The 13,522-nt window shown below is 60.9% G+C and carries 11 protein-coding genes; 1 reads left to right on the top strand and 10 read right to left on the bottom strand.

Annotated features, from left to right (window positions below):
* Nucleotides 1–70: 70 nt before the first annotated feature.
* The 5 genes from GYK42_RS00255 to GYK42_RS00275 form a co-directional block, all read right to left on the bottom strand.
* Complete coding sequence (locus GYK42_RS00255) at nt 71–979, bottom strand: hypothetical protein (RefSeq protein ID WP_046681672.1); 909 nt, start codon at nt 977–979, stop codon at nt 71–73.
* A 259-nt stretch (nt 980–1,238) separates the two neighbouring features.
* Nucleotides 1,239–4,349, bottom strand: coding sequence for an efflux RND transporter permease subunit (locus GYK42_RS00260; protein WP_058049476.1), 3,111 nt, complete (start codon nt 4,347–4,349; stop codon nt 1,239–1,241).
* A complete protein-coding gene (locus tag GYK42_RS00265; RefSeq protein ID WP_166445915.1) occupies nt 4,346–5,518 on the bottom strand; it encodes an efflux RND transporter periplasmic adaptor subunit in 1,173 nt (390 codons plus the stop codon). Before GYK42_RS00265 ends, GYK42_RS00260 begins: the two co-directional genes overlap by 4 nt.
* A 91-nt stretch (nt 5,519–5,609) precedes the next feature.
* Complete coding sequence (locus tag GYK42_RS00270) at nt 5,610–6,968, bottom strand: ATP-binding protein (protein ID WP_046681669.1); 1,359 nt, start codon at nt 6,966–6,968, stop codon at nt 5,610–5,612.
* Nucleotides 6,965–7,693 (bottom strand): response regulator, encoded by a 729-nt coding sequence (locus GYK42_RS00275; protein WP_034753223.1) that lies wholly within the window; start codon nt 7,691–7,693, stop codon nt 6,965–6,967. The genes GYK42_RS00270 and GYK42_RS00275 overlap by 4 nt, the downstream gene beginning before the upstream one ends.
* A 186-nt stretch (nt 7,694–7,879) precedes the next feature.
* On the opposite strand from GYK42_RS00275, the gene GYK42_RS00280 reads away from it, so the two are divergent.
* Nucleotides 7,880–8,383 carry a Spy/CpxP family protein refolding chaperone gene (locus GYK42_RS00280; protein WP_166445916.1) on the top strand — a complete coding sequence of 168 codons (504 nt, stop codon included), beginning with the start codon at nt 7,880–7,882 and terminating at the stop codon, nt 8,381–8,383.
* Nucleotides 8,384–8,489: 106 nt separating this feature from the next.
* Here the strand turns inward: GYK42_RS00280 and dsbD are convergent, their stop codons facing one another.
* The 5 genes from dsbD to rpsK all read right to left on the bottom strand — a co-directional run bounded on the left by dsbD (nt 8,490) and on the right by rpsK (nt 13,509).
* A complete protein-coding gene (dsbD, locus tag GYK42_RS00285) occupies nt 8,490–10,433 on the bottom strand; it encodes a protein-disulfide reductase DsbD (protein WP_240943351.1) in 1,944 nt (647 codons plus the stop codon).
* A 170-nt stretch (nt 10,434–10,603) separates the two neighbouring features.
* Nucleotides 10,604–10,996, bottom strand: a complete 393-nt coding sequence (rplQ, locus tag GYK42_RS00290) for a 50S ribosomal protein L17 (protein ID WP_034753219.1) — start codon at nt 10,994–10,996, stop codon at nt 10,604–10,606.
* A 142-nt stretch (nt 10,997–11,138) separates the two neighbouring features.
* Nucleotides 11,139–12,116, bottom strand: coding sequence for a DNA-directed RNA polymerase subunit alpha (locus tag GYK42_RS00295; protein ID WP_008444343.1), 978 nt, complete (start codon nt 12,114–12,116; stop codon nt 11,139–11,141).
* A gap of 106 nt (nt 12,117–12,222) precedes the next feature.
* Nucleotides 12,223–12,846 (bottom strand): 30S ribosomal protein S4, encoded by a 624-nt coding sequence (gene rpsD / locus GYK42_RS00300; RefSeq protein ID WP_010394478.1) that lies wholly within the window; start codon nt 12,844–12,846, stop codon nt 12,223–12,225.
* 258 nt (nt 12,847–13,104) lie between these two features.
* Complete coding sequence (rpsK, locus tag GYK42_RS00305; protein ID WP_010394475.1) at nt 13,105–13,509, bottom strand: 30S ribosomal protein S11; 405 nt, start codon at nt 13,507–13,509, stop codon at nt 13,105–13,107.
* Nucleotides 13,510–13,522 lie beyond the last annotated feature (13 nt).

The raw sequence follows: 13,522 nt of genomic DNA on the forward strand, positions 1-13,522 counted from the left end.
TCAACGCTGCGTAAAAAAAGGCTGCCCGTTCACACGGCGCAGCCTTTTTTATTGCAGCGAGTCCTGGCGTCTAGCGCCGTCCCGGCCCTGGCCGTTTCTCCGAAAAGAATTCCTGGCGCAGGAAGGCGCTCAGCTCGGCCGTGTCTTCCACCCTGGCGCTGAGGTTGACGTTACGCCCCAGGCGCCGCGATTCCCAGACGAAATCACCGGGTTTTTCCGCACGGATCAGCTGGATCATCTTCTTGATGATGGCCGTTTCGATATCGGGCTCATTGCCCAGCTCTACTTTTTCCTGCTTCAGCCAGTTGCGCTTGAAGTTGCCGTTCCAGCCCTTGAACTTGACTTCCGCGCTGAACGAGGTCTGGTTGACGATGGAAAACACGCCGCCCGAATCCTCGCGGTCGCTGCCGGCATTGCGTCCCTGGGCGCCGGCGATATTCGCCTTGGCCACACGCATGGCGCGGTCGTTTTCGCTTTCCTCGGCCGGCGGCGCGGGATTTTGCGCCTCGCGCTGCTTGCGGCGTTGCTCGATCATCGAGCTCATGTCTTCAGCCGGCGGTGGCGGCAACGGCACTTTCGACACCAGCGGCGGCGTGTAGGTTTCCAGTTTCGGCTTGTCGCGCGGCACGTCTTTTGTCACCACGCGCTTGCTCGGGGCCGGCGGCGGTTTCACCTTGGCCACTTTCGTGTCCTTCGGTTTCGGCGTGGGTTTCGGTTGCGGCTTCGGTTGCGGCTTGTCTTTCAGCGGCGCGATGTAGACCATCGCGCTTTCCTTCTTCGGCGGCGGGATCTTTTCGATCTTGTCGCTACGAAACAGGACATACGCCGCCAGCAGCACGTGCAGCAAGACGGACACGCCGAGCGCCACCTTGCGCGTCGTGCTGGTCTTGGACCCGTAGGCCGGTGGTGGCTGGATTACTTGCCCGCAGGTGGGGCAAACATCGGAATCGGCAGCCAACAAATGGGTCGTGTCATGCAAAATGAATCGTGCTTTCTGTGTAGCGAAGAAATAACATTACAGGGCAGCCATAGTGCCAGAGTCCCTTGCTTTTGGGAACACTTCCTCGGCCTTTCCAACCCGAAGCGTACAGGATAGCGACATTCCTTGCAGCGCTAACCAGAGTACCCGAGCCCTCCCTTGACGGTTGTTACCGTATGTATCACTGCCCATACAAAACCGGCGCCCCATTCACGCAGGAAGGGGACGCCGGTCACGGGTCACGCAAGTGCTCAAGTACTCAAGCCTTGTTATCGAGCGCCACCAGTTGCTCGTCCGTCATCGGCCCCGTGCCGCTGTACTTATCCAGGAACAAATAGATGACGGGGGTGATGAACAGGGTAATCACTTGCGAAAACAACAATCCACCGACCACGGCCAGGCCCAGCGGCTGGCGCAGCTCGGCGCCGGCACCCAGGCCCAGAGCGATCGGCAAGGCGCCCATCAGGGCTGCCGCCGTCGTCATCATGATGGGACGGAAACGCAGGATGCACGCCTGGCGGATCGCCTCTGCCGGTGCCAGCCCCTCGTTGCGCTGCGCATGCAGGGCGAAGTCGATCATCATGATGGCGTTTTTCTTGACGATACCGATCAGCATCAAAATGCCGATGATGGCGATCATGGTCAGGTCCATGCCGAACAGGCGCAAGGTCAACAGCGCGCCCACGGCCGCCGACGGCAAGCCGGCCAGGATGGTCAGCGGGTGGATATAGCTTTCATACAACACGCCGAGCAGCACATAGATCACACCCAGCGCGGCAATGATGAGGATGATCTGGCTCGATTGCGAACTCTGGAACACGGCCGCGTCGCCGCCATAGCGCGTGATGATGGAGGCCGGCAAGCTCATGTCCTTGGCCATCGCGTCGATCTTGCCCGTGGCGATACCCAGCGGCACGTCCGGCGCCAAGTTGAAGGCGATGGTGACGGCCTGCAACTGCCCCTGGTGGTTGACGGACGTGGGCCCGATCGTGCGTTCCACGTAGGCAATACTCGACAGCTTCACCAGCTCGCCCGTCTTGCTGCGCACGGACACGCGCGTGAGCGCATCGTCATACTGGCGGTCTGCCGTGGCCGCTTCCAGGATCACGTAATAGCTGGCTGCCGACGAGTAGATGGTCGACACTTGCCGCTCGCCAAAGGCGCTGTACAGGGCCGTGCGGATGTCGGACATCTGCACGCCCAGCAGGTTGGCCTTGTCGCGGTCGATCCGGAGCGATGCCTGCAAGCCCTTGATCTGCGAATCGCTGGTCACGTCGCGGAAGGCGGGATCCGTGCGCATGCCTGCAATAAACTTTTCCGCCCAGTCATTCAAGGCGTCGGGACTGACGCTTTGCAAGGTGTACTGGTAGCGGCTCTTGCTCTGGCGCCCGCCCAGCTGCAAGTTTTGCACGGGCCGGAAATACACGGCCATGCCGGGCACGGTGCCCGCCGCGCGGCGCAGGTTTTCCAGCACCACGGGCATTTTCGGCCGCTCGCTGCGCGGCTTCAAGACCATGAACATGCGGCCCGTGTTGCCGCCGCCGACGAACGAGGTCACGTCCTGCACGCTGGGGTCCGCCTTGAGCACAGCCGCCACGCGCGCTTGCAAATCCTGCAGCGCCGCAGATGAGATGTCTTCCGACGCTTCCGTATTCACCTGGATCTGGCCCAGGTCTTCCTCGGGAAAGAAACCTTTTGGAATGGTCGCGTACAGCAGCACCGTCAGCGCAAAGGTACACACGGCAACGAACAGCACCACGTTGCGGTGCGCCAGGGCCTTGTCGAGCAGATGCACATAGCCGTTGCGCAATGCCGTGAAACCGGCCTCGAAATGGCGGCCGATAAAGGTTTTCTCGCCATGACTGGGGTCGCTGTCATTGTGTTCGCGCGAGTCGGCGGGCAGGAAGCGGCTGGCCAGCATCGGCACCAGGGTCAGTGACACGACGGCGGACACCAGCACGGCCAGCGAGACGACGACGGCGAACTCATGGAACAGCAAGCCGATCACGCCCGGCATGAAGAAGATGGGGATGAACACGGCCACCAGCGAGACTGAAATCGAGATGATGGTAAAGCCCATCTCCTTCGCCCCTTCCAGCGCCGCGCGTATCGGCTTCTTGCCCATCTCGATATGGCGCACGATGTTTTCCAGCACCACGATGGCATCGTCGACGACGAGGCCGACGGCCAAGGTAATACCCAGCAGGGACACGTTGTCGAGGCTGTAGCCGAGCCAGTACAGCAGGGCCAGGGCGCCCAGCAGGGAGATCGGCATGGTGACGGCAGGAATGAAGGTGGCGGCCGCGCGGTGCAGGAACAAAAAGATCACCAGCACGACCAGCACCACCGTCAGGGCCAGGGTCAGATTCACGTCGTGGATGGCTTCGCGGATCGACAGCGAGCGGTCGTTGACCAGGCTGATCTGTATCGACTGGGGCAGCTGCTCCTTGAAGCCCGGCAGCAAACGGCGCACGCCATCGACCACTTGCACGGTGTTGGCATCCGGTTGGCGCTGCACCATCAGGCTGATCGAGCGCTCGCCATTGAAACTGCCGACGGCCTTGATCGATTGAAAACTGTCTTCCACCTCGGCCACGTCCTTCAGGCGTACAGGCTGGCCGTTGCGGCTGGCGACGATCAGCTCGGCAAAATCGGCCGCTTTCATCATTTGCGGATTGCCTTGGATGGTCAGGGTCTGGCTCGGTCCGTCAAGGATGCCCAGCGGGGAATTCGTGTTCGAGGTACGCAAGGCGGTGGCCAGTTCGTCCATCGTCAGGTTGCGCGCGTTCATCAGGTCGGCACGGGCGCGCACGCGCACGGCAAAGCGCTTCTGGCCATTGACGATGACCTGGGCCACGCCAGGCAAGGTCGACAGGCTCGGCGCGATCAGGTTTTCCGCATAATCGTTGAGGTCAGACAAGTTCAGCGAGGGCGACGTCATCTGGATGAACAGCACGGGCGCATCGGCCGGATTGACCTTGCGGTAGGACGGCAAGTCCGTCATTTCCGTCGGCAACTGGCGCTGCGCGCGCAGCAGGGCCGCCTGCACGTCGACGGCCGCCTCGTTGACATTGATGCTGGCGTCAAACTCCAGGGTCAGCGAGGTATTGCCCAGGGTACTCGTGGAGGTGATCAGGCTGAGGCCGGAAATGGTGGAAAATTGTTTTTCCAGCGGTAAAGCCACGGACGAGGCCATGGTTTCCGGGCTGGCGCCAGCGAGGTCGGCGCTCACGTTGATGACGGGCGTGTTGTAGCTCGGCAAGGCCGCCACGGGAATTTGCAGGTAGGCCAGCACGCCGGCCAGGATGATGGAGAGGGACAGCAGCACCACCATGACGGGGCGGCGGATGCTCAGTTCGGACAGGTTCATGCTGGCTTGCCCTGCGCTGCGGCGGCGCCATCGGCTGCCTTGTGTTTTTCCGTCAGGCGCACCTTGCTACCCGGACGCAAGTTCTGCTTGCCATCGACGATGACTTTTTCATCGCCCGCCAGGCCGGTGACGACGGCGTTCGGTCCGAATGCGTACACGCGCGCAACCTTGCGCATCTTGGCCGTGCTGTCCGCTTCCATCGAGTACACGAAGGTGCCGGCGGTACTCGTGATGATGGCGTTTTGCGGGATCACCAGTGCATCCTTGAGCGTGCGCACGGTCAGCTGCGTATTCACGTACTGGCCTGGCCACAAGTCGGTGCCGCCATTATTGAAACGGGCCTTGATCTTGATCACGCCCGTGGCGGGATCGACGGCATTGTCGATAAAGTTCAGTTTGCCGTCGAGCTGCTTGCCGCCCGCGTCCGACAACAGCGCCTTGACCGCCACCTCGCCCGCCTTTTGCGCCGCCAGCAAGCCGGATAAGCTGCTTTCCGGCAAGGTAAAGACCACATCGATCGGGTCGAGCTGGGTGATGCTCGTCAGCGACGTGGTCGGCTGCACGAGGCTGCCCGCGTAGACATTGATGGCGCCCACCCTGCCCGCCTGCGGCGCGCGCAGGACGGTGTAGCTGGAGTCGACCTGGGCGGCGCGCAAGGCGGCCTGGTCGGCGGCCAGCAAGGCGCGTGCCGCGTCGAGCTGGCTTTGCAGGGTGTCGACGGCGCCCTGGGCGATGAAATTCTTGCTCAGCAAATCCTGGTTGCGCTTGAGCTGGCGCTCGAGGTCCTGCACCGAGGCGCGGTCGCGCAAGACCTGCGCCTGCGCCTTGTCGACGTTCGCATGCTCGCTGCGCGCGTCCAGCGTGAACATCAGCTCGCCCTGCTTGACGAACTGGCCTTCGCGGATATGCACCTTGGTAATCGTGCTGGTCGTCTGCGGGTGCAAGTCGACGCTGCTGATCGGCATCACGCTGCCATTGGCTTGCAGCAGCATCGGCACATCCTGGCGCACGGGCGCGACCACGCTCACCGTCGTCGGCGCCTGCCCGCCCTTGCCCCCTTTGCCATCCTGCCCACCGGCCGCTTTGCCTGGCTGATGATTGAAATACCAGATGCCGCCACCGATACACAGGGCAGCACCCACGAGGATTGCCAGACTAGTCTTTTTCATTGTTCTGTCACGCTGTCGCAGCGCAGGGCTGCAGGTTGAATGTAGTAGTTGCCAGGGGGGCATAAAGCACAATATTGTCGCACGGAAATGCTCACTTTCCTGCGTAATACTCTGGCACGATGAGGGTGACTTCCAGTCCACCGTCGACGTGATTGGACAGCAAAACCGTGGCGCCGTGCTGCTCGGCGATATTGCGCGCGATGGTCAAGCCCAGGCCAGTGCCGCCCGATTCGCGCGAACGCGACGTCTCGATGCGGTAAAACGGTTCAAACACCTTGGCCAGTTGATCTGGTGCAATCCCTGGCCCGCCATCGCGGATGCGGATGCGCGCGGCGCCGGCGATGCGTTCGACCGTGACCTGCGCGTACTGGCCATATTTGACGGCATTGTCGATCAGGTTCACCAGGCAGCGCCGCATGGCGATGGGGCGCGCCATCAAGGCCATACTGGCTTGCCCGGACAAGGTGACATTCTGGCCGGCATCGGCCGCGTCGGAGCAGACGCTATCCAACAGGGAATCGAGATCGAGCGCCTGCATCGCTTCCGTACTGTCCATCGAGCGGGCCAGGTCCAACCCTTCCTTGACCATGCTTTGCATGGCCGACAGGTCGCCCACGAGGCGGTCATACAATTCCGTATCGGCCACTTTTTCCAGGCGCAAGCGCAAGCGCGTCAGCGGCGTCTGCAAGTCATGCGTGATGGCGGCCAGCATCTGTGTCCGCTGCGAAATATGCTGGCGGATGCGCGCCTGCATGGCATTGAAGGCGGCGCTGGCCTGGCGGATCTCGCTGGCGCCCGACAGGGTCAGCGGCGGGTGGTTGATGTCGTTGCCCAGGTCTTTCGCCGCCTGCGCCAGCTGCTTGAGCGGGCGCATGGTCATGCGCGTGACCAGGTAGGCGAGGATGGCGATGCTGATCAGGAAAGGCAGCAGGGTCATCCAGTCGTTATGTTCATTGAAGGGCGGCTGCTGGCGCGGCGGCAAGACCATCAGGCGCAGCACGTGGCCATCCTGCATGCGCACGTCGAGGTTTTCGCAGGTGCCGCCCCATGGCTTGGCGGAAAACATGCCCGGCGTCTGGCGCGGTTTGACGCAGGCGGCCGGGCGTTCGGCCAGCGCGCTGACCTTAAAACCCTCGCCCAATTTGGCTTGCAGGGCGGTGGAAAATTCCGTCGGCTTGCCCGGTACATGCTCGACGTCGGGACGCAATTCCAGGCGCACGCTGCCCTTGTTGGCCACCTTCAGGTAGGCGGCGCGCGAGGCCAGCGGCACCACGTCGGCCGCCATGACCAGCTGCTCGGCCCGCTCGACGGCGTGGTAATCGCGGTATTGTTCGATGGCGCGCTGGCGTTCGCCCACGGCCAGCCACTGCGTCAGCGCGGCCGAAGCGACGATGCCGATCAGCAAGAACATGAAGACCCGGCCCGTCATCGAGCCCAGGAAGGCCTTCACGCGTGCGGCTCCACATTGACCTGGCCAGCCAGCACGTAGCCGCCGTTGCGCACGGTCTTGATGATTTGCGGCAAGCGGGCATCTTCACCGAGCTTTTGCCGCAGGCGGCTGATCTGGATATCGATCGAGCGGTCGAACGGATCGGCGTCGCGGCCCTGCGTCAGGTTCAGCAGCTGGTCGCGGTTGAGCACGCGGTTCGGGTGTTCCAGGAAGACGCGCAGCAGGCGGAATTCCGCGCCCGACAGCATGATCACCAGGCCGCTGGGATTGAGCAGGTGGCGCGCCGTCAAGTCCAGCGTCCAGCCGGAAAAGCGGATTTGCTGCGCCTTGTCGGACGGCACGTTCGACGGCATGGCATGGCTGCGGCGCAGCACGCTGCGTATGCGCGCAAGCAATTCACGCGGTTCGAACGGTTTCGGCAAATAATCGTCGGCGCCCATTTCCAGGCCCAGGATGCGGTCCAGCGGCTCATTGCGCGCCGTCAGCATGATCACCGGCACCGTCGACTGCGCGCGCAGCTTGCGGCACAGGGTCAGGCCGTCGTCGCCAGGCAGGTTCAAGTCGAGCACGATCAAATCGGGCCGCGTTTCATCGAGGATTTTCCACATGGCCGTGCCATCTGCCGCGCCCAGGGTGCGGTAGGCGTTCGTTTCCAGGTAGTCCGCCAGCAAGCTGCGGATATCGCGGTCATCGTCAACGATGAGAATTGTAGAAGTGGGTTCCATGGTACGAATTATCCCCACTTCCCCCACCCTTGCACAACGCATTTGTATCGTCTTGTATATAGAAGACCCGAAGAAACATATAGATACAAACTGTCTGGCAGCGGACACTTCGGGGAAACATGGAGCGTCCACCATGGATTCATGTGCAGCAACATGTACATCCCTCACTTTTACAAAGGAATCCAGATGAACGCCTCAATGAAGACTTTACGCAAGAATTTGATTATCGCCATGAGCGTACTCGGCATGGGTGCGGCATCGCTGACCGTTCACGCCCAGGAAGCGGCCGCCAGCGCGCCTGCCGCCAGCACCAAGATGCAACATGAAGGCCACCGCGGCGGCAATCCCGCCGAACGCATGGCCAAATACCAAGCCCGCCTGCACGACAAGCTGAAGCTGACGGCCGCGCAGGAACCGGCCTGGGCCACGTTCACGGCCGCCAATGCGCCGAAAAAACCGATGGGTGACTGGAAAGCCAAGCATGAAGCGATGGCCAAGCTGTCGGCGCCGGAACGCATGGAGCAATGGATCGCCATGTCGAAGGAACGCATCGCCGACCAGGAAAGCCGATTGGCTTCGCTGAAAACCTTTTATGCCGTGCTGACGCCGGAGCAAAAGAAAGTGTTTGACGACAGCGTGCCTGGCGGCAAGCACGGCGGCCATCGCGGTGGCCACCATAAAGCAGGCTGAGCGTAGGTCGGATTAGTGGCGGAACGCCGCGTAATCCGACAACCTTGTTCAACGTGTGCGGTGATGTCGGGTTACGCCTTGGCGGGCTAACCCGACCTACCCCGACCTACTCGTCAAGTTTGCGCAACGAGGTCAGGAAGGTGGCAGCGTTCTGGAAGCCGATCACGCGCGACTGGGCGATTTCCTGCCCTTGCGGGTTGAACATGATGATGCCCGGCGGGCCAAACAGCTGGAAACGTTTCAGCATGGCCTTGTCGTCCGCGTCATTGGCCGTCACGTCCACTTGCAGCAGCACGGCTTGCCCCATCTTCTCGCGCACGGCGGGGTCGACGAAGGTCAGTTTTTCCATCTCGATGCACGACACGCACCAGTCCGCATAAAAATCCAGCAAGGCCGGCTTGCCATTCAGCTGGGCCAGCGCCGCATCGAGCTGCGCCACGGTCTTTACCCGCGTAAATGGTTGCGCGTGCACCTGGCCGCCACCGAGGTGCGCCAGCGGCGCCAGCGGGTCGCGGCCACCGCTGGCCACACCGACCAGTTGCATCGCACCCAGCACGGCAAACACGAGGCCGAATGCCTTGGCCACCCAGGCGTTCTTCGCGCCGCTCTTGCCCACCAGCAGATACATACCATAGCCGACGAACAAGACAGTCCAGCCCAGCATCTGCACGGCGCCCGGCAGCACGGGCGAGACCAGCCACCAGGCCACGCCCAGCTGCAGCACGCCAAAGAAGCGCTTGACGGCATCCATCCACGCGCCGGCGCGCGGCAGCAAGGTGCCGGCCGACACGCCCACCAGCAGCAGCGGCACGCTCATGCCCACGGCCATGGCAAACAGGGCGCTGCCGCCGATGACGACGTCGCGCGTCTGGCTGATGTACAGCAAGGCGCCGGCCAGCGGCGCGGCCACGCATGGCCCCACGATCAGGGCGGAAATGGCGCCCATGACGAACACGCCCGCCAGGCGACCCGACGATTGCTGGTTCGATACGGACGTCAGCTTGCCTTGCAGGAAGGCCGGTACTTGCAGCTCATAAAAACCGAACATCGAAAGGGCCAGACCCGCCATCAGCAGGGCAAAGAAGCCCAGCACCCATGGGTTTTGCAGTTGCGCCGCCAGGCCTTCACCCGCCAGGCCGGCCGCCACGCCCAACGCCGTGTAGACGATGGCCATGCCCAGCGCGTACGTCAGCGACAGCAGCAAGCCGCGCGAACGGCTGATCTTGGCGCCATCGCCGATGATGATCGACGACAAGATCGGTACCATGGGCAGCACGCACGGCGTAAATGCGAGGCCCAGGCCCAGCAGCATGAACAGGGGCACGATGACGAGCAGCTTGCCGCCCTTCAGTGCTGCTTCGATCTTGCCCGTTTCGCTTTGCGCCGGCGCGGCGCTTGCCGCCACGGGGGCCGCCGCCACCGGCTCGGGCGTGCTGGTGATATCGGCCTGGGGAATGCTCATCACGGACACGCCAGGCGACGCTTGCGCCTGCGGGCCGTTGACGGCCGCCGTGTCGACTGCCGGCGCGGCTGGCAGCGCAAACTTCGACGGCAAGCCGCCCGGCGCCAAGCTCTGGCCACCACCACCCACCAGCTGGGCCGTGGCGTCCTGCGGCGCATAGCACAGGCCCTTGTCGGAGCAACCCTGGCCTGTCGCCTTCAGGGTAAAGGCCCCTGCCGCTTCCACGGGTATCGTGATGGTGAGGGTCTTGCGGAAGGTTTCCACGTTCTTCTGGAAAGTCTCGTCAAACTTGACCTTGCCAGCGGGATACACTGGCGTGCCCAGCTTGGCGCCCACGGCCTCGAACTTGAAGCGCTCGTGGTACATATAGTAGCCATCGGCGATTACGTAGGTGACGGCGATGGTGGACGGATCCTGCATGCGGGCGGCAAACTTGAAGGCCAGCTCGGGATCGAGGAATTCATCGTCGGCGCGGGCCTGGCTGGCGCCAAAGACGGCCATGGCCAGCAGCAGACAGGTGGCAAACCAGAGCAACAGTTGACGTAGTGGGGCGGCGCGCACGGTGGCGCTGGAAGGGAAACGGGACATGAACGACCTTTTTCTGCGGCATCAGCTGTGCCATTCAACAAGAGACGCGCGGGGCGTGCAGTGGCTGCAGGGCCGGCGCGAAAGAAGAATAGTACACCGCAGCAAGGATAGCTGCAGCAGAAAACAAAAAAGCCAGGCTAGGCCTGGCTTCTCAGATGCAATTACTGGGATTACTCGCCAGCAACTTCAACTGCTTCGGTCGTATCTGGACGATCCATCAATTCAACGAACGCCATAGGAGCGTTATCGCCGACGCGGAAACCCATTTTCAGGATACGTACATAACCACCGTTACGGTTGGCGAAACGTGGGCCCAGTTCAGCGAACAGTTTGACGACCATTTCACGGTCGCGCAGGCGGTTGAAGGCCAGACGCTTGTTTGCCAGGGAGTCGGTTTTGCCCAGGGTCAGAATTGGCTCGACAACGCGGCGCAGTTCTTTTGCTTTTGGCAGGGTGGTTTTGATCGCTTCGTGACGCAGCAGCGATACTGTCATGTTGCGCAGCATTGCCAGACGGTGGGACGAGGTACGATTCAGTTTACGGAGGCCGTGACCGTGACGCATGATAAATCCTTTCGGTGAGTGTTTAAATTCCAGCTCTTCGATCAATGAGGCAGAAGCTTCATCGCGGGCCGGTTTGGTACTACAAAATAAAAGCCTGGGACACCTGTCCCAGGCAGTTTGCTACAAAATACTTTGACAGCGATTACTTTTCCAGGCCGGCAGGCGGCCAGTTTTCCAGCTTCATGCCCAAGGTCAAGCCGCGCGATGCCAGCACTTCCTTGATTTCGTTCAGGGACTTGCGGCCCAGATTTGGCGTTTTCAGCAGTTCGTTTTCCGAACGTTGGATCAGGTCGCCGATGTAGTAGATGTTTTCCGCTTTCAGGCAGTTCGCCGAACGCACGGTCAACTCCAGATCGTCGACTGGACGCAACAGGATAGGATCGACCAGCGGAGCGCGCGATGGCGCTTCGGCGGCGGCTTCCGTGCCTTCCAGGGCAGCGAACACATTCAACTGGTCCACCAGGACGCGGGCCGACTGGCGGATCGCTTCTTCCGGCGAGATCACGCCGTTGGTTTCGATGTTGATGATCAGCTTGTCCAGGTCGGTACGCTGTTCAACGCGGGCCGATTCAACGAAGTACGATACGCGGCGCACTGGCGAGAACGACGCATCCAGAATGATGCGGCCGATGGTCTTGTTCGTGTCTTCCGACAGGCGACGCACGTTACCAGGAACGTAGCCGCGGCCTTTTTCAACCTTGATCTGCATGTCCAGCTTGCCACCAGCGGTCAGGTGGGCGATCACGTGGTCAGGGTTGATCAGTTCGACGTCATGCGGCAGGTCGATGTCGGAGGCCAGGATCGCGCCTTCGCCTTCTTTTTTCAGGGTCAGGGTTACCGAATCGCGGTTGTGGACTTTGAAAACCACACCCTTCAAGTTCAGCAACAGATCGACGACGTCTTCTTGCACGCCATCGAGGGAGGAATATTCGTGGACGACGCCAGCTATCGTCACTTCGGTCGGCGCGTAGCCTACCATCGACGACAGCAGAACGCGGCGCAACGCGTTACCCAATGTGTGGCCATAGCCGCGCTCGAACGGTTCCATCACGACCTTGGCGTGACCTGCACCGAGAGCTTCAACATCGATAATACGTGGCTTCAACAAACTGTTTTGCATGAAATGTCCTTTTCAATACCCTCGGCTCATTACACCGATAAGGCTGATGGCATTAGTAAAACGCCCACTCAAGAAAGTGAGTGGGCGGGAGTCTTGCTAACTACTATTAACGCGAGTACAGCTCGACGATCAGCGATTCGTTGACGTCGTTAGCGATTTCGTTACGCTCTGGCAGGGACTTGAAGGTACCTTCCATTTTCTTGGCATCAACCGAAACCCAGCTAGGCATACCAACTTGTTCAGCCAGCGACAGTGCTTCAACGATACGCACTTGCTTTTTCGATTTTTCACGAACAGCAACGATGTCGCCAACTTTGACTGCGTACGAAGCGATGTTCACAACGATACCGTTCACGGTGAACGCTTTGTGGCTGACCAATTGACGCGCTTCAGCGCGGGTCGAGCCAAAGCCCATGCGGTAGCAAACGTTGTCCAGACGCGTTTCCAGCAACTTCAACAGCGTTTCGCCGGTGTTGCCTTTACGACGGTCTGCTTCAGCGAAGTAGCGGCGGAATTGACGTTCCAGCACGCCGTACATGCGCTTGACTTTTTGCTTTTCGCGCAGTTGGTTACCGTAGTCCGAGGTGCGGGCGCCGGATTTGACACCGTGTTGGCCTGGCTTGACGTCCAGTTTGCACTTGCTGTCCAGCGAGCGACGTGCGCTCTTCAGGAACAGGTCTGTACCTTCACGGCGGGAAAGTTTTGCTTTAGGTCCGATATAACGTGCCACGATACTTCCTTTTTTTAAATGATAACGCCCCAGCCACATGCATGATCAAACACACTGATGCGGTTAGGCGCTAGTCTGATTTGGTTTCAATCAGACGGTGGCTGAAAACGAAAAACCCGTCAAACAGAATTTGACAGGCAAGAACAGCCGAGCAGTATAACCGTTTCCGGCTCCCTGCTCCAGCGTTTTCACACAACTGTACTGAGTTACAACAGACAGCAAAGCAGCTGGCGCCGAAGCGCCCTCTGCAACACTATCTTAGATACGACGACGTTTCGGTGGACGGCAACCGTTGTGCGGTACCGGCGTCACGTCCTGGATCTCGGTGATCTTGATGCCCAGGTTGTTCAGCGCGCGAACGGCGGATTCACGACCAGGACCTGGGCCCTTGATACGTACTTCCAGGTTCTTCACGCCACACTCAACAGCCACTTTACCAGCGGCTTCCGCGGCGACCTGCGCTGCGAATGGGGTCGATTTACGCGAACCCTTGAAGCCTGCACCGCCGGAGGTAGCCCACGACAAGGCATTGCCTTGACGATCGGTGATGGTAATGATGGTGTTATTGAACGAAGCGTGGACATGTGCGATGCCTTCAGCGACGTTCTTTTTAACTTTTTTACGCACGCGTGCTGATGCGGCGTTATTTTGCGACTTAGCCATAATTATTCCCTAG

Origin of the sequence: Janthinobacterium lividum, assembly GCF_011601275.1 — a bacterium.
Taxonomy (GTDB): domain Bacteria; phylum Pseudomonadota; class Gammaproteobacteria; order Burkholderiales; family Burkholderiaceae_D; genus Janthinobacterium; species Janthinobacterium lividum_E.

What these genes read in the sequence shown, in the direction of transcription:
- GYK42_RS00260 (WP_058049476.1), bottom strand. Translation starts at nt 4,349, where the DNA reads ATGAACCTGTCCGAACTGAGCATCCGCCGCCCCGTCATGGTGGTGCTG.
- GYK42_RS00265 (WP_166445915.1), bottom strand. Translation starts at nt 5,518, where the DNA reads ATGAAAAAGACTAGTCTGGCAATCCTCGTGGGTGCTGCCCTGTGTATC.
- GYK42_RS00275 (WP_034753223.1), bottom strand. Translation starts at nt 7,693, where the DNA reads ATGGAACCCACTTCTACAATTCTCATCGTTGACGATGACCGCGATATC.
- GYK42_RS00280 (WP_166445916.1), top strand. Translation starts at nt 7,880, where the DNA reads ATGAACGCCTCAATGAAGACTTTACGCAAGAATTTGATTATCGCCATG.
- dsbD (WP_240943351.1), bottom strand. Translation starts at nt 10,433, where the DNA reads ATGTCCCGTTTCCCTTCCAGCGCCACCGTGCGCGCCGCCCCACTACGT.
- rplQ (WP_034753219.1), bottom strand. Translation starts at nt 10,996, where the DNA reads ATGCGTCACGGTCACGGCCTCCGTAAACTGAATCGTACCTCGTCCCAC.
- GYK42_RS00295 (WP_008444343.1), bottom strand. Translation starts at nt 12,116, where the DNA reads ATGCAAAACAGTTTGTTGAAGCCACGTATTATCGATGTTGAAGCTCTC.
- rpsK (WP_010394475.1), bottom strand. Translation starts at nt 13,509, where the DNA reads ATGGCTAAGTCGCAAAATAACGCCGCATCAGCACGCGTGCGTAAAAAA.